Below are 23,700 nucleotides of genomic sequence, written 5' to 3' on the forward strand. Positions count from 1 at the left end.
TTCATGTCGATTTTGGCGCGCGACCGAAATATCGCTGTTATCGGGCTAGGTAAGACCGGGCTGTCCTGCGCGGATTATCTGACACGGCGCGGTTATGGCTTTTGCGTGATGGATACGCGCGAAAATCCTCCTGGGCTGGCGGAGCTGAATGCGATTAATCCGGGTGTGCAGGTGGTGACCGGCAAGCTTGATCAGGACATGTTGGCGAGCGCCGACGAAATCTGGTTGAGCCCTGGTGTGCCGCTGAGTCATCCAGACCTGCAGGCGGTGAAAGGGCAAGTCAAGATCTGTGGCGATGTAGATGTATTCAGCCGCGAGGCTAATGCCCCCATTCTGGCTATCACTGGCTCCAATGGCAAAAGCACAGTGACCACGCTGGTCGGCGAGATGGCGAAGGCTTGCGGCGTGAATGTCGCCGTGGGCGGCAATCTGGGAACGCCTGTGCTGGATCTGCTGGCGGATGGGGTGGAGTTGTATGTGGTGGAGTTGTCCAGCTTCCAGCTGGAAACGACTGATCGTTTGGGCGCTCTGGCGGCGACAGTGCTGAATCTGTCGGAAGACCATATGGATCGTTATGCGGACATGATGGCTTACCACCTCGCCAAGTTGAGGGTGTTTTACGGCTGCCGCCGTCAAGTACTGAATCGCGATGACGCGTTGGCGCAACCGCCCCTGAGCCGGGACGTGGATGTTACCTGGTTCACATTGAAGAAGCCTGAGCCAGGACAGTATGGCGTGCTGGAAGAAAATGACGGCGCCTGGCTGGCGTACGGCGCGGAGAAGCTTTTGCCGGTAGAGCAGATGCGCATTCGCGGTAAGCACAACTGGAGCAACGCGCTGGCTGCGCTGGCGCTGGCGGATGCCGCAGGTTTGGAGCGCGAGCCCTGTTTGCAGGCTTTGAGAGAATTTACGGGGCTGACCCACCGTTGCGAATGGGTGGCTGACAAAGACGGAGTCGCCTACATCAATGACTCCAAAGCCACCAACGTGGGAGCGACTCAAGCTGCATTGGCCGGATTGGGCCCTGTTACGAGCGGTGGAATCGTGTTGATTTGCGGCGGACAAGGGAAAGGGCAGGACTTTGCTCCTTTGGCTCCGGCGGTGAAAGAGTGGGTGTCCACGCTGATTATTGTTGGTGAAGACGGCCCCAAGATAAAAGAAGCCCTTGCTGGCGGCGCAATGGCTTTGTCGGCCGGAACGATGGAAGAGGCGGTTAAGCTGGCGGCGGAAAAATCCTCGCCTGGTGATCTGGTGTTGCTGTCTCCAGCCTGCGCCAGTTTTGACATGTTCAAAAACTATGAGGATCGCGGCGACCAGTTCAAGCAAATGGTGAGGGCGTTATGAGTGCGTTAACGCTTACCGCTTCCAAAAACACCCAGACGATGACGCTGGATATGCCCTTGCTAGGCTCCGCCCTGGCGTTGGCGGCGATTGGCTTGATTATGGTGACCTCGGCGTCGGTTGATTTCGCTGACGACGCTAATGGGCAGGCCTTGTATTACATGTGGCGACATTTGTCGTACCTGCTGGCTGGCGTTGCAGTCGGCTTTGTGATTTTGCGGCTGCCTCTGCAATGGTGGCACAAGCAAAGCTGGATATTGCTGGTGGTGGCGCTGGGCTTCCTGGTGGCGGTGCTGATTCCCGGTATCGGGCGCACAGTTAACGGCAGCACCCGCTGGATCAGTCTGGGAGTAATCAATATCCAGGCGTCGGAAATCGCCAAGGTGTGTCTGGCGATATACACCGCCAGCTATCTGGTGCGTCGTCTGGACGAAGTGCGCGGTAGCTGGTGGGGCTTCGCCAAGCCGTTGCTGGTGCTGACGCTGGTGGCGTTGCTGCTGCTGATGGAGCCGGACTTTGGCGCACTGGTCGTCACCATGTGCGCAGTGGTGGGAATGATTTTTTTGAGCGGCGTGGCTTTAAGCCGGTTCGCCGCATTGTTGATGTTCTGCGTGGGTAGCGTGGCGTTGCTGGCGGTATCACAACCCTACCGTTTGAAGCGGCTGACGGCCTATACCGATCCCTGGGCGGATCAGTTTGACAGCGGTTATCAGCTGACTCAGGCGCTGATTGCTTTCGGGCGTGGTGAGTGGAGCGGCGTAGGTCTGGGTAATAGTATACAAAAGCTTTTTTATCTGCCTGAAGCGCATACCGACTTCGTGTTCGCGATTATCGCGGAAGAGTTGGGTCTGCTGGGTAGCTTGTTGATTATCGTGTTGTTTGGCGTGTTGCTGTGGCGCGGCATGCATGTATCGCGGATGGCGGAGCGTGCGGGTCAGCTGTTTAACGCCTACACCGGCTATGGCGTCACGCTGTTGCTGGGCGGTCAGGCTTTGATCAATCTGGGCGTGAACACAGGGCTGTTGCCAACCAAAGGTTTGACGTTGCCGCTGATCAGCTACGGTGGCAGTAGTTTGATTATCAGTAGCCTGTGCGTGGCGATTTTGCTGCGAATTGGCTCCGAAGCAGTGAGCGGCGAGCAGAATGAAGATACGTCGCCAAAAGTGAAAAACCGGGGAGGCGCGCAGCGATGAGCGGCAAGACTTTTCTGGTTATGGCGGGTGGCACAGGCGGGCATGTGTACCCAGCGCTGGCGTCTGCGCTGGCGCTGCGTGAGCAGGGGGCGAACGTCGTCTGGCTGGGGGCGCGTGGAGGGATGGAGGAGCGTATTATCGGTCGCACCGACATTCCTATGCGATTAATCACTATTGGCGGCTTGCGGGGCAAAGGCGCGGCTGCGTTGTTGATGGCGCCGGTCAATCTGATGCGCGCCCTGTGGCAGGCATTTAGCGTGTTCCGTAAGGAAAAGCCCGATTGTGTGCTGGGAATGGGCGGCTTTGCGTCAGGACCTGGCGGCATCGTGGCCTGTTTGACCGGCACTCCCTTGGTGATTCATGAACAGAATGCGATTGCCGGAATGACCAACCGTTGGTTAGCCCGCGGCGCGCGCTATGTATTGGAAGCCTTTCCGCAAACCTTTGCTCAGGCGCAATCGGTTGTGACCGTGGGTAATCCGGTTAGAGACGAATTGGCGGCGTTGCCTTCGCCGCAGGAGCGCGGAGTTGGAACCAGAAAACCTACGCTGCTTATTCTAGGCGGCAGTCGCGGCGCTCTGGCGTTAAATGAAGCGGCGCCTAAAGCGATTGCGGCTTTACCAGAGACTTTGCGTCCGCGAATTGTGCATCAAGCGGGCGAGGGTAAGGACCAGGCCTGTCGTGAACTCTATGCGAGTTTGGGCGTAGAGGCGGAAGTCCACGATTTTTTACAAGACATGGCTGGCGTTTACGCGAATGCTGATTTGGCTTTATGTCGAGCAGGGGCGTTGACCCTTGCCGAGCTTTGTACTGTGGGGCTGGGAGCGCTGCTGGCGCCCTACCCACATGCGGTGGACGATCACCAGACCGCGAATGCCCGGCACTTGGAGCAGGCGGGAGCGGCGAAGATATTTCAACAGGATAATTTAACGGTGGAAAGATTGGCTGAGACTTTGACTTCCCTGCTCGGGCAGCCGCAGAAACTGCTGGAAATGGCGAACGCCGCACGGACGTTAGCCAAGCCCGAAGCGACCAGAGAAGTGGTCAAGTATTGTTGGGAGGCATGCGCCAATGACTGAGACAACTATGAAGAATACCGTTTGGGGACCGCCCGAAATGCGCCGTATCAGACGCATACATTTTGTAGGGATCGGCGGTTCCGGTATGTGCGGCATCGCGGAAGTGCTGCTGAACCAGGGCTATGAAATCAGTGGCTCAGACTTGAAAGAGTCCGCCACGACCAGACGTTTGAGCGATATGGGGGCGATCATCACCTTCGGCCATACCGCGCAGAATATTGCCGGCGCCAATGTGGTGGTGACATCCAGCGCCGTGGCCAAAGATAACCCGGAAGTGACGGCGGCTAACGAGCAGCGTATTCCGGTCATCGCCCGTGCGGAAATGCTGGCGGAGTTGATGCGTTACCGACATGGCGTCGCCATCGCGGGCACTCACGGCAAGACAACGACAACCAGTCTGATGGCGTCTGTTTTGGGCGAAGCGGGTCTGGACCCAACGTTCGTTATCGGCGGTCGTCTGAACAGCGCTGGCACTAACGCCAAGCTGGGCGCCTCCCGATATCTGGTGGCTGAGGCGGACGAGAGCGACGCGTCGTTCCTGCACCTGACGCCAATGGTGTCAGTGGTGACAAACATAGACGCAGACCATATGCACACCTATGGCGGCGACTTCGAGAAGCTGAAGCAGACCTTCGTCGACTTCCTGCACAACCTGCCTTTCTACGGCGTGGCGGTGATGTGTTACGACGACCCGGTGGTGCGTGAAATTATCCCCCGCGTAGGGCGCTCCGTCATTACCTACGGGTTTAACGAGAAAGCGGACGTGCGGGCGGTGGATATCGCACAGCTGGGGATGCAGACGTCCTTTACTACTAAGCGTCCTGGCGGTCAGCCCGACTTGCGTATCAGTCTGAACATGCCGGGCAAGCACAATGTATTGAATGCGCTGGCGGTGATTGCGGTAGCGACTGATGAAGGTATTGCCGACGAAGCGATTGTCTCCGCGCTGAATAAATTTCAGGGCGTGGGGCGCCGTTTTCAGGTTTACGGAAATTATCCGGTGGCCGAAGGCTCGGTCATGCTGGTTGATGACTATGGACATCACCCCAGAGAGGTGGACGCCACCATCAAAGCCATTCGCGACGGCTGGCCGGACAAGCGTCTGGTGACAGTATTCCAGCCCCATCGCTATACACGCACCCGCGACCTGTATGAAGACTTTGTGCAGGTGTTATCCAAAGTGGATGTACTGGTGCTGATGGACGTTTATCCCGCGGGCGAAAAAGAAATCCCCGGAGCGGATGGACGCAGTCTCTGTCGCAGTATCCGGCAGCGCGGTCAGCTTGACCCGATATTCATTGAGCGTGGTCAGGATGTGAAGGCAGTGCTGAGCGGCGTGCTTCAGGATGGAGATCTTCTGCTGACGCAAGGTGCGGGAGACATCGGCTCTGTAGCGGGAGTATTGGCTGAAGGCGGGCTGCAGTAGCGACTGGAGCCGATAGAAATTAAGAGTGAACGATGACGCCAGAAACTAAGCGGCTGGCGTAACGAAGCAACAAGGTAATTAAAGCGTATATGACGGTCCTTAGTTGGGAAAAAGTAAAAGACCTGCCGCCTGCCGATTTCGGCAAAGTGGCGGTGCTGTTCGGAGGCGCATCCGCTGAGCGGGATGTGTCTCTGAAAAGTGGCGGGCAAGTGCTCGCGGCCTTACGTAACGCTGGTGTGGACTGTTTTCATATCGACCCGCGCGATGGCCTGCAGCCCTTACTGGACGGCGACTTTGATCGCGCATTCATCGTATTGCACGGCCGTGGCGGAGAAGACGGAACCATGCAGGGACTGTTAACCCTGCTGAGCAAGCCCTACACCGGTAGCGACGTTCTGGCGTCCGCCTTGGCGATGGATAAGCTGCGCACTAAACAGTTGTGGGAAACCGTGGGCATTCCGACGCCCAAGTATGCTGTGCTGGACGCCGGCTGTGACTGGGGCTCCATCATGCATGAAGTAGGTGCTGGGCAGCCGCTGATGGTCAAGCCGGTCCATGAAGGCTCCAGTATTGGTATGCGCAGAGTGGGCACTGCTGAAGAATTGGAAGCGGCCTATCTGGAAGCAGCGAAATTTGACTCGGTCGTGATCGCAGAACAGTGGATAACCGGCGCGGAATACACGGTCTCTATTTTGGGAGAGGACGCGTTGCCGGCTATCAAACTGGAGACAGACCGCCAGTTCTACGATTACGAAGCCAAGTATGTGGTGAACGACACGCGTTACATTCTGCCCTGCGGCTTACCTCAGGACAAAGAAGACGAGCTCAAAACGCTGGCTCTGCGCGCCTACCGCGCCATTGGCTGTTCTGGATGGGGGCGGGTGGACATCATGTGCGACGCCGCCGGCCAGCCTTGGCTGCTGGAAGCGAACACGGTGCCCGGGATGACGGACCATAGTCTGGTTCCCATGGCGGCGAAAGCATCTGGATTAAGCTTTGAACAACTGGTTTTGAGCATACTCGGAACGACATTGTAACCCAGGCGGTTGTCGACCTGGATGGCAGTCAAGGACGACTGAGCAAAATTGAAATGTACGGACGTGCGTAACGATAGTTGCGCCAAGGCAAGTAACTGAGAGTCGCTACAGCTAATGACGCCAATGAAGAAGCAGCTCGACAAATCGCTTGGTTCCCGACGCGGCGCAACTGCGACCCGCGCAAAGGAGCGCGCCGACAACCGGAATACCGGGCCGGCTGCGATCGTGCGACTGCTGGCCTTTATCCCGTGGAATCGGGTGCTGCTGCACGTGTCGATCTTCTGCTTTTGGCTATTGGTGTTAAGTGCGCTGATCGCCGGCGTCAAATGGTTGGACCGTCCAGTCGCCACGGTTCAGGTAGTCGGCGAGTTGAATTACGTGAGCCGCGGAGAGGTGAAAGAGCTGCTGTCGCCGTTACTCCACGCCAGTTTTTTTACATCCGACCTAGAAGGTGTGCGTAAAAGTCTGGAAGCCCACCCCTGGGTAAAACGGGCTTCCATCTCCAGATTATGGCCGGACGCTGTGCAAGTGGATCTGGAAGAAGAAGAGCCTTTTGTCAGATGGCGCAACCAGGGCTATATCAACGAAGCCGGGCGGCTGTTCGTTAAAGAAACCGGCGTCGTGGTGAATGGCCTGCCAGCGCTGATTGGACCGCCGCACAGCGAGCGGCTGGTGTTTGATAACTTCCAGAAATGGAAGGCGGAGCTGGCCAAAGTGGGACTGGATGTGAACGGTGTGATCATGGAGTCCAGAGGCGCATGGCTGATCAGCTTTACGGATGGGTGGGAGCTTAACCTGGGGAAGCAGGATGTTGAGGGACGGCTACACCGTTTTACTGTGCTGTTTGAGAAGAAACTGCACCAGGAGCGAGAAAAAATAGCGAGTGTTGACGCACGATACACCCGGGGGGTGGCGGTGAAATGGAAAGCAGACGTTACTCCGGAACAAGGTTGAATGTGAACTTTAAGACAGAGTCGAAATATATGGCGAGTTCGAGTGGGAATATGATTGTGGGGCTGGACATTGGCACATCCAAGGTGGTGGCCATTGTCGGGCAGAGAAATCAGGAAGGAGCGATTGAAGTCGTTGGCATCGGTTCCCATCCGTCACGCGGACTCAAACGGGGCGTCGTCGTCAATATCGAAACAACGGTCCAGGCCATACAACGCGCGGTGGAAGAGGCTGAACTGATGGCCGGTTGCCGCATTCACTCCGTCTATGCAGGCATCGCTGGCAGTCACATCCGCAGTATGAACTCTCACGGCATCGTTGCGGTGCGCGATCGGGAAGTGGTGCAGGCGGATCTGGAAAGAGTTCTGGATGCGGCGCAGGCAGTGGCGATCCCCGCTGATCAACGTGTGCTCCACGTCGTGCCGCAGGAGTACGTCATCGACAACCAGGAGGGCGTGAAAGAGCCTGTGGGGATGTCTGGCGTGCGTCTGGAAGCCAAAGTGCATCTGGTTACCTGTGCGGTAAACGCCTATCAGAACATCGAAAAGTGCGTGAAGCGCTGTGGTTTGGAGGTAGACGAAATCATCTTGGAGCAGCTCGCTTCCAGCTACGCGGTGCTGACGGATGACGAAAAAGAATTGGGCGTGTGCGTTGTCGATATCGGCGGGGGCACGACTGATATCGCAATATTCACTGGAGGCTCTATTCGTCACACGGCGGTAATCCCTATCGCTGGCGATCAGGTCACTAACGATATTGCGATGGCGTTGCGAACGCCAACGCAGAATGCAGAGGAAATCAAGATCAAATACGCCTGCGCGCTGACTCAGCTGGCAGGCGCGGATGAGACGATCAAGGTGCCGGGCGTGGGAGATCGCCCGTCGCGGGACTTAAGCCGGCAGTCGCTGGCGGAAGTTGTGGAGCCGCGCTATGAGGAGTTGTTCACCTTGATCCAATCAGAGTTGCGACGCAGCGGATATGAGGATCTCATCGCCGCCGGCGTCGTGCTCACTGGAGGAACCTCCAGTATGGAGGGGGTCGTGGAGTTGGCGGAGGAGATTTTCCACATGCCGGTAAGGCTGGCGGTGCCGCAATGGGTCACCGGCCTGAGCGATGTGGTTAGCAATCCTATGTACTCCACCGCAGTCGGATTACTGCTCTATGGATTTAAACAGCAAGATCTCGGCCGGGGCGCTCAGCACCGGGGAGAACCTGCAGAAAACCTGTTCCAACGGCTGAAGAACTGGTTTATGGGGAATTTTTAATCAGCCCAAATAGAGTCAACTCAAAGGTCTATACCAACTTGCGGAAATTAGTTTCAGGTCGCAGGTACTATAACGAAGAAGGAGAAGGGGAATGTTTGAGCTCGTAGATAACGTACCACAAAATGCAGTCATTAAAGTTGTAGGCGTTGGCGGCGGCGGCGGCAACGCAGTTCGTCACATGCTCGCCTCTTCGGTGGAAGGCGTGGAGTTTATCTGCGCGAACACCGACGCTCAGGCGTTGCGTGATGTCGACGCCAAGCACGTGATTCAACTCGGCGGCAGCGTCACCAAAGGGCTGGGCGCCGGAGCCAATCCAGAAGTCGGTCGTCAGGCGGCGATGGAAGACAGAGAGCGCATTGCGGAAACGCTGAGAGGCGCCGACATGGTCTTCATAACTGCTGGTATGGGCGGCGGTACCGGAACGGGCGGCGCGCCAGTCGTGGCGGAAATCGCTCGTGAAATGGGTATTTTGACGGTTGCAGTAGTCACCCGTCCATTCCCATTTGAAGGCGGCAAGCGCATGAAAGTTGCGGAAGCTGGCCTGCGTGAATTGGGGCAGCACGTCGATTCATTGATTACGATTCCCAATGAGAAGCTGTTGAGCGTCATGGGCAAAAACACCAGTCTGCTGGATGCTTTCGCCGCTGCTAACGATGTGCTTTTGGGGGCTGTACAGGGAATTGCGGATTTGATTATCCGTCCCGGAATGATAAACGTAGACTTTGCGGACGTTCGCACCGTTATGTCCGAAATGGGCATGGCGATGATGGGCACCGGCGTTTCCAGCGGCGACAATCGCGCTCGCGAAGCGGCGGAAAGAGCCGTACGCAGCCCGCTGCTTGAAGATATCAATCTGCAGGGCGCGCGTGGGATTCTGGTCAACATTACTGCAGGCATGGATCTGTCTTTGGGCGAGTTTTCTGAAGTGGGCGCCACCATTGAAGAGTTCGCTTCCGACGCTGCGACAGTGGTTGTTGGAACGGTAATTGATCCAGAAATGAAGGATGAGTTGCGGGTGACAGTGGTCGCCACGGGTTTGGGCGGTGTGCATGACCGGCCGACCAAAGTGGTGGACAACTCTTCCCGGACTATGAACGGCACAACTGATTATCATCAGCTGGAGCGTCCGACTGTGATGCGCAAACGCGCTACTTCAGTTGTGGGCAATGCGGCGGTGGATCGTCGGGCCGTAGGGGATGAGCAAAACGTGGACTATTTGGATATACCTGCGTTTTTGCGTCGTCAGGCGGATTAAATGAGAATGAGTTCGGTCTTTTAGGTTGGTGCACCTAATACCTTTCTGGTATGATTTGGCCGAATTTTATCCAGATTTTGGTAAATCATTGAAATGATAAAACAGCGCACACTTAAAAACATCATCCGAGCCACTGGCGTTGGTCTGCATTCAGGGGAGAAGGTCTACCTGACCTTGAAACCGGCCCCAGTGGACACGGGTGTTGTATTCTGCCGTACAGATCTCGATCCTATCGTGGAAATCCCGGCGCGTGCTGAGAACGTAGGCGAAACCCTTCTCTCTACGACTCTCGTAAAAAACGGAGTGAAGATAGCAACGGTTGAACACTTGCTGTCAGCTCTGGCCGGTCTTGGTATCGATAACTGCTACGTTGAGTTGAGCGCAGCCGAAGTGCCTATTATGGATGGCAGCGCCGGTCCGTTTGTGTTTCTGATTCAATCGGCGGGCATTGCTGAGCAGGACGCGCCCAAGAAATTTATCCGCATCAAGCGCGAAGTAACGGTGACTGACGAAGACAAGCGGGCTACCTTTGTACCGTTCGACGGTTTCAAAGTGACTTTTAGCATAGACTTTGATCATCCTGTGATCAAAGGCCGCTCACAAGAGACAGTTATCGACTTTTCCAGCACTTCTTTTGTTAAAGAAGTTAGCCGTGCGCGGACATTTGGATTCATGCGCGATATTGAAAAATTACGTGCAATGAATCTGGCTTTGGGCGGCAGCATGGATAACGTTATCGTTGTCGATGACTTCAAAATTCTCAATGAAGACGGCTTGCGCTACGAAGACGAATTCGTCAAGCACAAAGTGTTGGACGCGATTGGAGACCTGTACCTGTTAGGCAACAGTCTGATCGGTGAGTTTAAAGGGCACAAGTCGGGTCACGGCTTAAATAACAAACTTCTTCGTGAGCTTATTTCCCAAAAGGATGCTTGGGAGGTTGTGACCTTTGAAGACGCCAGTGAAGCGCCGATTTCCTACCTGAAACCAGTGCTGGCCTAAGATTTCTAGTCCTCTGTATGAGTTGAAAGAGCCTCTAGGGCTTTCTTCAACTCAGGATCGTCACAGAGCTGAGCTTCTTGTTTAAGAAGCTCAGCATTCTTTTGCGAAATTGGTTTCGCCTTCCTTTTTGTTTTCACTTTACCTTCCGCTGGCTCCACGCGAATCTTGAACTGATAAGCAAAATCGAAATCTTTGTGCTTGCGTAGTTCCGGCAGCGACGTGTGTTGATTCATGCGCAACTGAGTTGCGGTGACGGCATCGGGGACAGTTACGCGGATTACGCCATCTTTAACTGATGACAGAATTACTTTGCCGCGTAGTTGGTCGGGCAGACATTGTGAGAATATCTGCTGCAGCTTATCCAGTTGAAGGGCTCGGTGAAAAAGAGACTCCAGCGTAGGGGAGGATGACGACAAAATATCTCCCAGCTTTCGATCTCTATCAGGCATTACGGTTAACCAAAGATTAAAGGTTCGTTACATTTGCAGACATCAACTATCACAGCATCTGTTACAATTTACAAGTATAGTATTTTTAGATAACCTCCGTCGTTTATATAATTCAGGCAACTCAAAACCCTGGAAAAGCATGAATATTATCTTCCTGAGAGATGGACATGGTCAGTCACGCGCCCGTTCTATGGGCGCGCGCGCAGTTGTGCTGACGACGGTCCTTGCGCTGTCTCTGGTGGCTGCGTTGTTGGCGGCGGCGTTTTGGCTTGGACGACAATCCGCCGCGTCGGACGCTTCTATCACTCCTGAGCTGGTTAAAACCTGGCAGGAAAATCTGAAGCAACAGAAAGAAGAAATCCGCACTTATAAGTCGCTTGCGCAACAGAATATAGACGCGCTGACTCTGCGTATGGGCGAATTGCAGGCGAGACTGTTGCGGCTTGATGCGCTTGGGCAGCGTCTTACCGATGTCGCCGGTCTGGATGAAGGGGAGTTTGACTTCGAATCATCGCCCGCATTAGGTGGACCAGAAGAGCCCGCCTTAGAACAATCTTTCTCTGTTCCTATGTTAACGCAAGTGTTGGAGTCCATTGAGCAGCAGGCTGAGTCGCGAGAGCAGCAATTGCGGGTGATGGATGAGCTGTTCGTTAACCAGCGCTTTCAACGAGAGCAGTTTGTAGCGGGCCGTCCAATCAAGAAAGGTTGGCTGTCTTCCCATTATGGCTTTCGCTCAGATCCGTTCACCGGCAAACGGGCATGGCATTCTGGCGTAGACTTCGCCGGTAAAGAGGGCAGCGATATCGTTGCGGTTGCTGGTGGTGTTGTAACCTATTCAGAAGAGCGCTTCGGCTACGGTAATCTGGTTGAGGTTAACCATGGCGGAGGTTTGGTCACTCGCTATGCGCACTGCGCCAAACTTATGGTTAAAACCGGAGATGTGGTGCAAAAAGGTCAAATTTTGGCGAAGATGGGTAGCACTGGGCGCTCGACTGGGCCCCATGTCCACTTTGAAGTTCTTCAGGATGGGCGTTCTGCAAATCCCACAAAATTTATTCACCGCGCAAGTCGGTAACACTTTTTCAGGGCCTTGATGTAATACCCGTCAAGGCCTTGCTATTACAGGCTTTCCCCCACTTTCAGTCTAGCCATTTTAAGGCGCTTCTATCTCCCTACCGCGCGCATTGCTTGTTACTAGGGGTAACAAGTGTGCACTAATCCCTTTATTGCTGTAACAAATTGAGGTTAGAATGCGGAGCTTGGAATTACGCTCCCGCTGAATTTATATCTCCTTCGGCAAGGTGGCTCCAAATCCATAAAGTAACGAGTAAGCGATTCCGCCACGAGCGGAGCCTCCATAAACGCTTCAAAGAGACAGGTAATTTCGTTAGTTATGTTTTCATCTATCGCCAGGAAAATTTTCGGCAGCAAAAATGCCCGCGAAATTAAGCGCATGGGCAAAGTTGTCAAACGCATCAACGAACTGGAAGAGTCAATCAGCGCATTAGACGAAGCCGCTCTTAAAGCAAAAACTCAGGAGTTTCGCTCTCGACTTGAGAAGGGAGAAGCACTTGATCAAGTGTTGCCGGAAGCTTTTGCGGTAGCGCGAGAGGCGGGTAAGCGTGTGATGGGCATGCGCCATTTCGATGTTCAGTTGATCGGCGGTATGGTGCTGCATGAAGGCAAAATTGCAGAGATGCGTACCGGGGAAGGTAAAACGCTGGTAGCGACGCTTCCCGTGTACCTGAATGCCCTGACTGGAAAAGGCGTACACGTAGTCACCGTAAACGATTACCTGGCGCGTCGTGATGCGGACTGGATGAGACCTCTGTACGAATACTTGGGGTTGAGCGTTGGCGTTGTGGTAAGCGGGCAGGACAGTGAAACCAAGCGCGCCGCTTACGCATCAGATATTACTTACGGAACCAATAACGAATTCGGTTTTGATTACCTGCGTGACAACATGGCGTTCAGTCTTACTGACAAGGCGCAGCGCGGGCAGCATTTTGCGATTGTCGACGAGGTTGACTCGATTTTGATTGATGAGGCGCGGACGCCTCTGATTATCAGCGGCCCAGCCGAAGACAGCTCTGAGTTGTACAGGAAAATTAACGAGCTGGTTCCTCAACTTAAGAAAGGGGAGCAGCCAGAGGAAGGACAGCCAGTAGACGGGCACTTTACTGTTGATGAGAAAAGTCGCTCAGTTGAGCTGTCGGAATCAGGTCACTCCTATGTAGAAGAGCTGTTAACCAAAAACGGGTTGCTGGAAGAAGGCGACAGCCTCTACGCCGCCACGAACCTGGGTTTACTGCACCATATCAGTTCTGCTCTGCGCGCCCATCATTTATATAGTAAAGACGTTGACTACATCGTGCAGAACGACCAAGTAGTGATTGTTGACGAACATACAGGCAGAACCATGCCGGGCCGTCGTTGGGGCGAAGGTCTGCATCAGGCGATTGAAGCGAAAGAACGCATTAAAATCCAAGCTGAAAGTCAGACACTCGCTTCCACTACCTTCCAGAATTACTTCCGTCTTTACGAAAAGCTTGCCGGTATGACCGGTACCGCTGATACCGAAGCCTTTGAATTCCGCCAGATTTATGGTTTGGACGTCATCGTTATTCCAACTAATAAGCCGATTAAGCGTATTGATTACAATGACTTGGTATATCTGTCCGTGGATGAGAAATTCCAGGCGGTCATCGACGATATCAAGGATACTGTGACGCAAAATCGTCCTGTGTTGGTGGGTACGGCCTCTATTGAGGCGTCCGAGTATTTGTCGGCTATGCTGAAAAAAGAAGGCATCGCCCATAACGTTTTGAACGCGAAGCAGCACGAGCGTGAAGCGCACGTCATCGCGCAGGCAGGTCGTCCTGGGGCAGTCACCATCGCCACTAACATGGCGGGTCGCGGTACCGACATTGTCTTGGGTGGAAACTGGGAAGCCGACGTCGCTGAGTTGGAAGACCCAACACCAGAACAGATCGCTAAACTCAAAGCCGACTGGCAGAAACGCCATGATCAAGTAATCGCTGCGGGCGGTCTGCATGTCGTTGGTTCTGAGCGCCATGAGTCGCGGCGGATTGATAACCAGCTACGAGGACGTTCGGGACGTCAGGGAGATCCTGGCTCGACACGTTTCTACCTGTCCTTGGAAGATAACCTGATGCGTATTTTCGCCTCTGACCGGGTGAAAAATATTATGCAGGCGCTGGGTATGCAGAAAGGCGAAGCGATTGAGCACCGTATGGTGAGCAACGCTATCGAAAAAGCTCAGCGTAAAGTAGAAGGCCGCAACTTCGATATTCGTAAATCGCTGCTGGAATATGACGACGTGGCGAACGATCAGCGTCATGTAGTATACGAACAGCGTAACGAAATCATGGCGACTGACGATATTTCGGAAATGATCGATGCGATCCGTGGCGACGTGGTCAACGCTACGGTCAGCCAGTTTATCCCTCCGCAAAGTTTGGCCGAACAGTGGAATATTCCAGGCCTTGAGAAGCAATTAGAGTCCGATTTTGGCGTTGATTTACCTGTGCAGCAATGGCTGGACGAAGACAAGCGTCTGCATGAAGAGACCTTGCGCGAGAAAATCCTGCAGGCGGTAGTCGATTCTTATCGTGAGAAAGAAGAAGTGGTTGGCGCATCCGTCATGCGCAACTTCGAGAAGCAGGTATTCCTGCAAGTTCTGGATACCTTGTGGAAAGAGCACCTTTCCAATATGGACCTGCTGCGTATGGGGATTCACTTGCGTGGTTACGCGCAGAAGAATCCCAAACAGGAATACAAGCGTGAAGCCTTTGAGCTGTTCCAGAATATGCTGGATACCATCAAGCATGACGTAGTCAGAGTGATCTGCCATGTCAGGGTGCAGAAACAGGAAGAAATGGAAGAGCTGGAACGCCGTCGTCGTGAGGCGTTGGCGCAGCAAATGCAGCGCGCCCAGGCGACTCACCCTGAAGCGTCAGAAGAAGATGCCGATGCGGAGGAGCAGGATGAAAGCTCTGACGCGCCTTATGTCCGCGACCACAAGAAAGTCGGTCGTAACGAGCCTTGCCCATGTGGTTCCGGCAAGAAATATAAACAGTGTCATGGTCGCCTGGAGTAATTGAGATGGCTGTGGGGCACGCGCCTTTACCCGAGTTTCACCCTGTAGCGGGGGTTCGTATTGGGGTCGGGTCCGCCGGCGTTAAAAAGCCGGGTCGTAAAGACTTAGTAGTGTTTGAGCTATGTGAAGGGGCGCAAACCGCCGCCGTTTTTACCAGTAACGCTTTTTGCGCCGCTCCAGTCACGCTGGCTAAGCGTCACCTTGCTGAGGGCGCGCCTCGTTACTTGCTAATCAACACTGGTAACGCCAATGCGGGGACTGGTCGGCAAGGTCTGGATAACGCCATGCGATGCTGCCAGACGTTGGCGCAGCTTGGCGAAGTGGCGACTGAGCAAGTATTGCCATTTTCCACGGGGGTCATTGGCGAGCCGCTGCCTGTAGATAAGATCGTAGCGGGATTACCCGGCGCTTTGGGTAATTTCAGTGACAACGCCTGGGCTGAAGCCGCTCAAGGCATAATGACGACGGATACCCGGCCGAAAGGCGCTACAGTGCGTCTTGAAATTGATGGCGTGGCGGTTCATATCAGTGGCGTCAGTAAAGGCGCTGGGATGATTAAGCCGAATATGGCCACAATGCTGGGCTTCGTAGCGACGGACGCAGATATCGAGCCGGAACTGCTGCAACGCATGCTGACGGCGGCCGCGAATAAATCTTTCAATCGCATCACCGTAGATGGAGATACTTCCACCAATGACGCTTGCGTACTGGTAGCGACAGGGCGCTCCGGCGCACCCAGATTTACCGAGGCGAATACTGAACTCTGGCGGCCATTCAAGGAAGCGTTGGATGACTTGATGCAACAACTGGCTCACGCCATTGTCAGGGACGCGGAAGGAGCGACCAAGTTCGTCGCCGTCAACGTTCAGGGCGCGGCGACGCTTAGTGAGGCGCTCGATGTCGCCTATACCATCGCACACTCTCCCTTGGTCAAGACCGCGTTATTCGCCAGCGATCCTAATTGGGGCCGCATACTGGCGGCGGTTGGGCGCGCAGGGCTGCAGAGCCTTGAGGTTGAGCGCATCAATATTTACCTTAACGAGGTATGTATTGTTGAGGGCGGAGCGAGAGCGGCTTCATATACGGAGGAGGCTGGGCAAGCGGTGATGGATCTTGAGGATATTACAATCCGAGTCGATCTGGGACGCGGAGAGGTGGAAGACACCGTCTGGACCTGCGACTTCTCCCATGAATATGTCACTATCAATGCGGAATATCGCACCTGATCGCTGTGACAGGTGCTATGGAGACGGAGAATGAAAGCCGTTCATGTCGCTGTTGCGGTGATTCTCGATCAGCACAATAGAGTGTTGGTGGCTCGCAGACCAGACCATTTGCACCAGGGAGGGCTGTTAGAGTTTCCTGGAGGTAAGGTCGAACCCGGTGAGACGGTTTTGGCGGCGCTGCAGCGTGAACTTTTTGAAGAAGTTGGCGTCCAAGTGGATGTATCTGAGGACGCAACAAACCCTTTGATCCAAATAGAACACCACTATCCCGATAAGCATGTATTACTGGATGTGTGGCGTGTATCCCGATTCTCTGGCGAGGCGCAAGGCCGTGAAGGTCAATATGTCGCCTGGCTGGACCTGAATGAGCTTGACCCGGAAGCGTTTCCCGCCGCTAATCGTGAGATCATCGCGGCGTTGCGGCAAGCCAGTTAGTGACCTGAATGAGGAGTGCGGATGGCTGAACTCACCCATCTTGATGAGAAGGGCGCAGCACATATGGTGGACGTTTCCGATAAGGAAACGACAACCCGAGTGGCGCGAGCGGAGGCATTGATTCGAATGCAGCCGGAAACCTTGGCCATGATTACCGAAGGTCGGCACAAAAAAGGCGACGTCTTTGCTGTCGCCCGTATCGCTGGCATTCAAGCGGCGAAAAAAACGTCTGACCTGATTCCCCTATGCCATAGCCTTAATCTGACTTCGGTGAAAGTAAATCTGGAAGCGGACTCGAGTGCTTCCCTGGTGCGCATTGAAGCGATATGTAAGCTTGATGCGAAAACCGGTGTGGAGATGGAGGCGCTGACAGCGGCCAGTGTAGCGGCGCTGACCCTTTATGACATGTGTAAGGCGGTAGATAAAGGCATGGTGATCGAGTCGGTGCGCTTGCTGGAGAAGCAAGGCGGTCGCAGCGGCCATTGGCAGGTTCAGGAGTAAGCCATGATAAAGGTGTTGTTTTTCGCGAAGCTGCGAGAGCAGGTTGGTCGTTCTGAAATAGAGCTGCCTGCTTTGGATTCGGGGAGCAATGTAGCTGCGCTGCTAGATGCGGTGGTTGCGGAAATACCAGAGGCTGAACCCGTCTTGAGGCAGGGAAATATTCTGGCGGCGATAAACCAGGAAATGGCTCCCTTGAGCGCGATAGTTGCAGACGGTGATGAGGTCGCATTCTTTCCGCCTGTGACTGGTGGGTGAGAGCCCGCGGTTTGTAGTTCGCCGCCTGTTGGACCGGATTTGTTTCGGTCGATCAGGTGGCGTATAAATGGAGTTGGTAGTTATCGAGGGGGAGTGCGTTTCGCTATGTCTTCAGCCCGCCTTATTGATCGATTTGGCCGTGAAGTAAATTACGTACGGCTGTCTGTAACCGACCGGTGCGACTTTCGCTGCGTGTATTGCATGGCGGAAGATATGACCTTCCTTCCCCGTGAACAAATCCTTTCATTGGAAGAGCTCTATGACGTGGGCAAAGCCTTTGTTGAGCTTGGCGTTCGTAAGTTGAGGCTGACCGGGGGAGAGCCCCTCGTGCGTCGTAACATTCTGGAGTTGGTGGAGAAGCTTGGGCGTTTGCAGGAATTGCATGAATTAACCCTGACCACCAATGGCTCCCAGCTTGTCAAAATGGCGCCGGACCTCCATAAAGCTGGCGTCAAACGTATTAATGTCAGTCTCGACAGTCTCAATACCGATCGTTTTAAAGAATTGACCCGTACAGGGGATTTGCAGCAGGTGTTGGCGGGAATCGAAGCCGCCAAAACCGCCGGTATAGAGAGAATTAAGCTTAATGCTGTGGTTCTGCGCGGGCGCAATGAAGACGAGGTGATGGACCTGGTGCGCTATGCGCGAGCGGAGAAGCTGGATATTTCTTTCATTGAAGAAATGCCGCTGGGCGCAATCACTGAGCATAGCCGACAACTTTCATTTGTCTCCAGCGCTGAATTGCGTGAGCGCATCAGTCAGGATTATGAGCTGTTTCCCTGTAGTGAAAATACAGGGGGCCCTTCTCGTTATTACAGAATGTCCGATAGCGTATCCAGAATTGGGTTTATTTCACCTCACAGCCATAACTTCTGCCATTTGTGCAACCGGGTTCGAGTGACGGTGGAAGGGCGCTTGCTGCTGTGTCTGGGCAATGAGCATTCCGTTGATTTGCGCGAAGTTTTGCGTGGTAGACCTGACCAATTGAAGCCGGCAATCGTCGACGCTATGGCGATTAAGCCGGAACGGCACTATTTTAATCTAGAGGAAGAAGCTCAGATCGTTCGCTTTATGAATATGACCGGTGGTTGAGGCCAGTCCTATGGGGCGGATCATTGGCGTAAGTTATTGACGCCATAGATTGCGCCCATGAGTCTAAGTGTTGGGGTGGGGCGGCGCATCTGATAGAATTTCCGCCCCGCCAAGTTTTAGAGAGAGTATCGAGTGTCTGTCACCTATGTCGCCAGTTGCAAGCTGCCAACTCCCTTTGGTGTATTCGATATGCACGGATTCCAGGAAGCCGGTACGCAAAAAGAACATATTGCCCTGACTTTGGGAGATATTGGCGACGGAGCGCCGGTGCTGGCGCGTACGCACTCAGAATGCCTGACCGGTGACGCGCTGTTCAGTATGCGCTGTGACTGCGGTTACCAGCTCGACGAAGCGTTGCGCAGTATCGCCGCCGAAGGGCGCGGTATTTTGCTGTACTTGCGCCAGGAAGGCCGTGGGATTGGCTTATTGAATAAGATCCGCGCTTATAATCTGCAAGATCAGGGCGCTGATACGGTAGAAGCCAATGAGCAGCTGGGGTTCGCGGCGGACTTGCGCGACTACAGTATGTGCAAACCGATGCTGTATCACCTGGGGATAAGCCGCATTCGCCTGATGACCAACAATCCTCGCAAGGTCAATTCGCTGACTGGTTTGGGAATTGAAGTCGTCGAACGGGTGCCTCTGGAAGTGGGAAGAAATCCTCATAATCGCAACTATCTGGCCACTAAAGCCGGCAAATTAGGTCATTTGCTGACGACGCACCAAGACGACGATTACGTTGTCGCTGCGAAATAATGCGGACAGGCAGTAAAACAGAATTCAAGACAGACAGTTTTGAGAAAGGTTAAACGGGGCGTGTAGTACGCCCCGTTTGCGTTTTCAGGCGCTGGTGCCAGTCTTGGGCGACGCCAGGTTCAGGCTCTGCAGACGCTTTTTGATAGCAGCTGCGATGCCTTGCGCATCCAGACCGACTTCTTTGTGCAATTCTGCAGGCTTGCCATGTTCGATAAACTCATCGGGTAGACCCAGCTGCAATACGGGCATGGCGATGCCTTGTGAAGCAAGAAACTCGATAACGCCGCTGCCGGCGCCGCCAAGGATGCTATTTTCTTCAAGCGTCACCAAAAGATCATGGCTTCCCGCCATCTCCAGAATCATATTTTGATCCAGAGGTTTGATAAATCGCATATCCACGACAGTGAAGTTATTCTCTTCCGCCACTTCCAGCGCCGCAGGCAACAAGGCTCCGAAGTTCAGGATGACAGTCTGCGCGCCACGGCGACGCAGATTGGCTTTGCCTATCTCCAATGACTCCAGCCCTGGGCTGATTTCCGCGCCTGGTCCGTTGCCTCTGGGGTAGCGAACCGCAGCGGGGCCTTTGAATTGGTGCCCCGTAGTCAGCATTTTGCGGGTTTCATCTTCATCCGACGGTGCCATGATCACCATATTGGGGATACAGCGAAGGAAGGTAAGGTCGAAGCTGCCGGCGTGGGTAGGGCCGTCTTCGCCGACCAGACCTGCGCGGTCAATCGCGAAAAGCACATCCAGATTCTGAATCGCGACATCGTGAATGAGCTGGTCGTAGGCGCGCTGCAGGAAGGTGGAGTAAATGGCCACTACCGGCTTGGCCCCGTCGCAAGCCAGGCCTGCGGCTAAAGTCACTGCATGCTGTTCCGCGATGGCGACATCGTAATAACGCTCAGGAAAACGCTTGGAAAATTCGATCAGGTCGGAGCCTTCGCACATAGCGGGCGTGATGCCCACTAAGCTGGGGTCCCGTTCCGCCATGTCGCACAGCCATTGTCCAAAAATATTGGAGTAACGCGGCTTTTTCGGCGCTTTGGCGGTGTCCTGCACCTTGGGCTTAGGTTCAATTTTGTTGATGGCGTGATAGCCAATAGGGTCGCTTTCCGCGTGGGCGAAGCCTTTGCCTTTTTTGGTGACCACATGCAGGAACTGAGGTCCGCTCAGTTCCTTGATATTGTTCAGAGTCTCGACCAGACGAGGCAGATCATGGCCGTCTATTGGGCCGATATAGTTGAAGCCAAGCTCTTCGAACAGCGTGCCCGGAGCGACCATGCCTTTGAAATGCTCTTCCGTTTTGCGGGCCAGCTCCATCAGACCCGGCGCGCCTTGCAGCACGCGCTTGCCGCTGTCGCGCATCTGGTTGTAGGTCTTGCTTGCCAGCAAGCGGGCGAAATAGTTGGACAGGCCTCCGACATTGCGGGAGATCGACATGTCGTTGTCGTTTAGAATCACCAGCAGGTCTGCTTTGGTGTCGGCGGCGTGGTTCAGGGCCTCGAACGCCATACCGGCGGTCATGGCGCCGTCGCCGATGACGGCGATGGCTTTCCGGGGCTGGTTCTGCATGCGGGCAGCGATCGCCATGCCCAGTGCGGCGCTGATAGACGTGCTGGAGTGACCAACGCCAAAGGTGTCATATGGGCTTTCCTCGCGGCGGGGGAAAGCGGCGAGACCATCCTTTTGGCGAATAGTGAGCATTTGCTCACGGCGGCCGGTAAGTATTTTGTGAGGATAAGCCTGATGGCCCACGTCCCAAACCAGTCGGTCGTCAGGAGTATTAAAGGCGTAGTGCAGGGCTACGGTTAACTCCACCACGCCAAGGCCTGCGCCGAAATGGCCGCCGGATTGGCCTACGCTGTACAGCAAAAATGCACGTAGTTCGTGCGCCAACTGCAGGAGTTCGGCTTCATTGAGAAGACGCAGTTGGGCCGGAGAGTCGATTTTGTCGAGCAGCGGCGTATTGGGCCGGTGCACTGGAATTTCTTGAAATACGTATGGTTTTTGCATTCTTGCAGTTGTAGTCGCTCGGTTCTAAGGGATTAGCCGCCGGATTATAGCCTCGGACGCAAAAAATTTGCCTATAAAAGCAATCGGCCATTATAAGCGATGTTGGGTTGGAGAACACGGGCAATTGGCGATCAATGCGTGCGCTCGATCATGAAGCTGGCAAGATCCTGCAAGCGGGAGTTCTGCAATCCCAGCGCCTGTAGCTGCGCGAGGGCCTCTTCATACAACTGGCGCGCTTTCAGTTTCGCCTGTTCAAGGCCCAACAGAGATGTGTACGTGGGTTTGTTACGCTCGGCGTCTTTCCCGGCGGTTTTGCCCAATACGCTGGTGTCGCTTTCCACGTCTATGATGTCGTCACGGACCTGGAACGCCAAGCCAATGGCCTGGGCGAATCGGCGTAAGCCTTCTATGGTTTCAGCGTCAGACCGACCGCTGGACAGGGCGCCCAATACGATGCTCGCCTCTATCAATGCGCCGGTTTTTTCCAGATGCATGCGTTCCAATTCTTCGAGCTTGAGCGTATGACCTTCTGAGTAGATATCGATAGCCTGTCCGCCGACCATTCCCAGGTGTCCGCTGGCGCGGGCGAGTTCCCGCACCATTTGCAACATGCTTTCCGCTGACGCGCCAGATGGCTCGGTTAGTGCGCTGAACGCCAGCGTTTGCAGACCGTCGCCGACCAGTATGGCGGTGGCTTCGTCGTAGGCGATGTGGCAGGTGGGTTTACCCCGGCGCAGAGAGTCGTCGTCCATTGCCGGTAAATCGTCATGCACTAAAGAGTAGGCGTGAATCAGTTCTACTGCGCAACAGGCGGGTAACGCCTGTTGCGGGTCTCCACCCAACGCTTCCGTCGTAGCGAGCAATAATAAAGGACGCACTCGCTTGCCGCCGTTAAGCACGCAGTAACGCATGGCCTCATTCAGCCTGGCCTTGGGGCCTTCCGGATTGGGAAGCAGGTTGGCTAGGGCTTGGTCGATCTGGGCGCGGTTACGCTGGAAAAAGTCGTCGAGAGAATCAGTCTTCGGCGTCATTCTGGTCAAAAGGTTTGGTTAGCGGGGTTCCGCGCTCTTCAATTAACTGTTGAACCTTTTGTTCCGCAGTCTGCAAGGCGGTTTGGCAGTGGCGAGTGAGTTGGACGCCTTCTTCAAAAGCGACTAGAGCTTCTTCCAGTTTAAGATCGCCTTGCTCCAGCTTTCTCACCAGAACTTCCAGACGTTGCAATGCGTCTTCGAAATCGGGCGTTGAGCCGCTGGTGGAGGGGCTTACATCAGAGTTGGCGTTTTTTTCAGTCATGGTGTTCTTATGCCGGGTTTTTGCGCAGAGCCACCCTACCTGAGAGCGTCGTCAGGGTCAATCGGTCGCCGTTAAAATTCAGCCGGGCCGGGCTTTGCAGGCGTCTGCTTCAACAAACTAACACCCGGATAAGTCAGCAGTTTTTAAATTCCCTGTCTATACTTTGGAGAAGCCCGGCGCCGCTTGTTCCTGCGCCGGCGTCCTCTGGGTTTATTCTGTACTGTCCACCCGTAAAGGAGCGCTTTGTGGATTTAGCTACGCTTTTGGGCCTCATCGGCGGTTTCGCGATCGTGACGATGGCGATGATGTTAGGCGGCTCAATTGGAATGTTTGTTGATGTGCCGTCGCTTCTCATTGTATTTGGCGGCACGCTTTTGGTCGTTTTGATGAAGTTTTCGCTTGGTCAATTTCTCAGCGCAGGCAAGGTGGCGGCCAAGGCCTTTATGTTCAAGCTGGATAAGCCTGAAGAATTGATCGAGCAGGTCGTGGAGCTGGCGGACGCCGCCAGAAAAGGCGGCTTGCTCTCTCTGGAAGGTAAGGAAATTCCCAACGCGTTTCTCTCTAAAGGTATTCAACTGCTGATAGACGGTCACGATGGCGATGTGGTGAAAGCGTTGCTGACTAAAGACCGAAATCTTACCGTGGACCGGCATAAGCAGGGCTCTTCCGTATTTACCTCCATGGGGGATGTGGCGCCGGCGATGGGAATGATCGGCACACTGGTGGGGTTGGTGGCCATGTTGTCCAATATGGATGACCCTAAGTCTATTGGGCCAGCGATGGCTGTTGCGCTACTCACAACGCTATATGGCGCCATGCTGGCGAATATGGTTGCGATTCCAGTTGCGGATAAATTGAAATTGAGAATGGGGGAGGAAGAGCAGATCAAGTCCATGATCATCGACGCTCTGTTGGCGATTCAGGCGGGACAGAACCCGCGCGTGATTGAGACCATGCTGCGCACCTATCTGCCTGAAGGTAAACGTCAGACTGAAGAAGCCTGACGGG

At 54.5% G+C, this 23,700-nt stretch carries 22 protein-coding genes; 18 read left to right on the top strand and 4 right to left on the bottom strand.

Annotated features, from left to right (window positions below):
- The first annotated feature begins 3 nt into the window (after nucleotides 1-3).
- The 9 genes from murD (at nucleotide 4) to lpxC (ending at nucleotide 10,549) form a co-directional block, all read left to right on the top strand.
- Nucleotides 4-1,344 (top strand): UDP-N-acetylmuramoyl-L-alanine--D-glutamate ligase, encoded by a 1,341-nt coding sequence (gene murD / locus EUZ85_RS07100; RefSeq protein WP_127968634.1) that lies wholly within the window; start codon nucleotides 4-6, stop codon nucleotides 1,342-1,344.
- On the top strand, nucleotides 1,341-2,534 hold the full coding sequence (gene ftsW, locus EUZ85_RS07105; protein ID WP_127968635.1) for a putative lipid II flippase FtsW: 1,194 nt from the start codon (nucleotides 1,341-1,343) through the stop codon (nucleotides 2,532-2,534). Before murD ends, ftsW begins: the two co-directional genes overlap by 4 nt.
- Nucleotides 2,531-3,613: an undecaprenyldiphospho-muramoylpentapeptide beta-N-acetylglucosaminyltransferase gene (gene murG / locus EUZ85_RS07110; RefSeq protein ID WP_127968636.1), complete on the top strand. Its 1,083-nt coding sequence runs from the start codon at nucleotides 2,531-2,533 to the stop codon at nucleotides 3,611-3,613. The genes ftsW and murG overlap by 4 nt, the downstream gene beginning before the upstream one ends.
- Nucleotides 3,606-5,039, top strand: coding sequence for a UDP-N-acetylmuramate--L-alanine ligase (murC, locus tag EUZ85_RS07115; protein WP_370454921.1), 1,434 nt, complete (start codon nucleotides 3,606-3,608; stop codon nucleotides 5,037-5,039). Before murG ends, murC begins: the two co-directional genes overlap by 8 nt.
- An 89-nt stretch (nucleotides 5,040-5,128) precedes the next feature.
- Nucleotides 5,129-6,076, top strand: a complete 948-nt coding sequence (locus tag EUZ85_RS07120) for a D-alanine--D-alanine ligase (RefSeq protein WP_127968637.1) — start codon at nucleotides 5,129-5,131, stop codon at nucleotides 6,074-6,076.
- Nucleotides 6,077-6,190: 114 nt separating this feature from the next.
- Nucleotides 6,191-7,030: a cell division protein FtsQ/DivIB gene (locus EUZ85_RS07125; protein ID WP_011399588.1), complete on the top strand. Its 840-nt coding sequence runs from the start codon at nucleotides 6,191-6,193 to the stop codon at nucleotides 7,028-7,030.
- A gap of 29 nt (nucleotides 7,031-7,059) precedes the next feature.
- Nucleotides 7,060-8,292 (top strand): cell division protein FtsA, encoded by a 1,233-nt coding sequence (gene ftsA / locus EUZ85_RS07130; RefSeq protein WP_127968638.1) that lies wholly within the window; start codon nucleotides 7,060-7,062, stop codon nucleotides 8,290-8,292.
- A gap of 91 nt (nucleotides 8,293-8,383) precedes the next feature.
- Entirely contained in the window at nucleotides 8,384-9,547 is a 1,164-nt protein-coding gene (gene ftsZ / locus EUZ85_RS07135) for a cell division protein FtsZ (RefSeq protein ID WP_127968639.1), read from the top strand.
- A gap of 93 nt (nucleotides 9,548-9,640) precedes the next feature.
- Entirely contained in the window at nucleotides 9,641-10,549 is a 909-nt protein-coding gene (lpxC, locus tag EUZ85_RS07140) for a UDP-3-O-acyl-N-acetylglucosamine deacetylase (RefSeq protein WP_127968640.1), read from the top strand.
- A 5-nt stretch (nucleotides 10,550-10,554) separates the two neighbouring features.
- On the opposite strand, the gene EUZ85_RS07145 is transcribed toward lpxC, so the two are convergent.
- Nucleotides 10,555-10,998, bottom strand: coding sequence for a DciA family protein (locus EUZ85_RS07145; protein WP_127968641.1), 444 nt, complete (start codon nucleotides 10,996-10,998; stop codon nucleotides 10,555-10,557).
- Between the two features lie 139 nt (nucleotides 10,999-11,137).
- On the opposite strand from EUZ85_RS07145, the gene EUZ85_RS07150 reads away from it, so the two are divergent.
- From EUZ85_RS07150 to ribA, 8 genes are all read left to right on the top strand, one after another.
- Entirely contained in the window at nucleotides 11,138-12,073 is a 936-nt protein-coding gene (locus tag EUZ85_RS07150) for a M23 family metallopeptidase (RefSeq protein WP_127968642.1), read from the top strand.
- 318 nt (nucleotides 12,074-12,391) lie between these two features.
- Nucleotides 12,392-15,118, top strand: coding sequence for a preprotein translocase subunit SecA (gene secA / locus EUZ85_RS07155; RefSeq protein WP_127968643.1), 2,727 nt, complete (start codon nucleotides 12,392-12,394; stop codon nucleotides 15,116-15,118).
- Nucleotides 15,119-15,123: 5 nt separating this feature from the next.
- The gene (gene argJ / locus EUZ85_RS07160) at nucleotides 15,124-16,344 is read left to right on the top strand and encodes a bifunctional glutamate N-acetyltransferase/amino-acid acetyltransferase ArgJ (RefSeq protein WP_127968644.1); all 1,221 of its coding nucleotides are present in this window, start codon (nucleotides 15,124-15,126) and stop codon (nucleotides 16,342-16,344) included.
- Nucleotides 16,345-16,374: 30 nt separating this feature from the next.
- Nucleotides 16,375-16,779 (top strand): 8-oxo-dGTP diphosphatase MutT, encoded by a 405-nt coding sequence (gene mutT / locus EUZ85_RS07165; RefSeq protein ID WP_127968645.1) that lies wholly within the window; start codon nucleotides 16,375-16,377, stop codon nucleotides 16,777-16,779.
- A 21-nt stretch (nucleotides 16,780-16,800) separates the two neighbouring features.
- Nucleotides 16,801-17,280, top strand: coding sequence for a cyclic pyranopterin monophosphate synthase MoaC (gene moaC, locus EUZ85_RS07170; RefSeq protein WP_127968646.1), 480 nt, complete (start codon nucleotides 16,801-16,803; stop codon nucleotides 17,278-17,280).
- A gap of 3 nt (nucleotides 17,281-17,283) precedes the next feature.
- Entirely contained in the window at nucleotides 17,284-17,535 is a 252-nt protein-coding gene (gene moaD / locus EUZ85_RS07175; protein ID WP_127968647.1) for a molybdopterin converting factor subunit 1, read from the top strand.
- 105 nt (nucleotides 17,536-17,640) lie between these two features.
- Nucleotides 17,641-18,627, top strand: a complete 987-nt coding sequence (gene moaA / locus EUZ85_RS07180; protein ID WP_127968648.1) for a GTP 3',8-cyclase MoaA — start codon at nucleotides 17,641-17,643, stop codon at nucleotides 18,625-18,627.
- A gap of 132 nt (nucleotides 18,628-18,759) precedes the next feature.
- Nucleotides 18,760-19,383 (top strand): GTP cyclohydrolase II, encoded by a 624-nt coding sequence (ribA, locus tag EUZ85_RS07185; RefSeq protein ID WP_127968649.1) that lies wholly within the window; start codon nucleotides 18,760-18,762, stop codon nucleotides 19,381-19,383.
- A gap of 84 nt (nucleotides 19,384-19,467) precedes the next feature.
- On the opposite strand, the gene dxs is transcribed toward ribA, so the two are convergent.
- The 3 genes from dxs to EUZ85_RS07200 all read right to left on the bottom strand — a co-directional run bounded on the left by dxs (nucleotide 19,468) and on the right by EUZ85_RS07200 (nucleotide 22,692).
- On the bottom strand, nucleotides 19,468-21,399 hold the full coding sequence (dxs, locus tag EUZ85_RS07190; RefSeq protein WP_127968650.1) for a 1-deoxy-D-xylulose-5-phosphate synthase: 1,932 nt from the start codon (nucleotides 21,397-21,399) through the stop codon (nucleotides 19,468-19,470).
- A 131-nt stretch (nucleotides 21,400-21,530) separates the two neighbouring features.
- Nucleotides 21,531-22,430: a polyprenyl synthetase family protein gene (locus tag EUZ85_RS07195; RefSeq protein ID WP_127968651.1), complete on the bottom strand. Its 900-nt coding sequence runs from the start codon at nucleotides 22,428-22,430 to the stop codon at nucleotides 21,531-21,533.
- A complete protein-coding gene (locus EUZ85_RS07200; RefSeq protein WP_127968652.1) occupies nucleotides 22,414-22,692 on the bottom strand; it encodes an exodeoxyribonuclease VII small subunit in 279 nt (92 codons plus the stop codon). Before EUZ85_RS07200 ends, EUZ85_RS07195 begins: the two co-directional genes overlap by 17 nt.
- A gap of 245 nt (nucleotides 22,693-22,937) precedes the next feature.
- On the opposite strand from EUZ85_RS07200, the gene pomA reads away from it, so the two are divergent.
- Entirely contained in the window at nucleotides 22,938-23,696 is a 759-nt protein-coding gene (gene pomA, locus EUZ85_RS07205) for a flagellar motor protein PomA (protein ID WP_127968653.1), read from the top strand.
- Nucleotides 23,697-23,700 lie beyond the last annotated feature (4 nt).

It is taken from the genome of Hahella sp. KA22 (genome assembly GCF_004135205.1).
Classification (GTDB): Bacteria; Pseudomonadota; Gammaproteobacteria; order Pseudomonadales; family Oleiphilaceae; genus Hahella.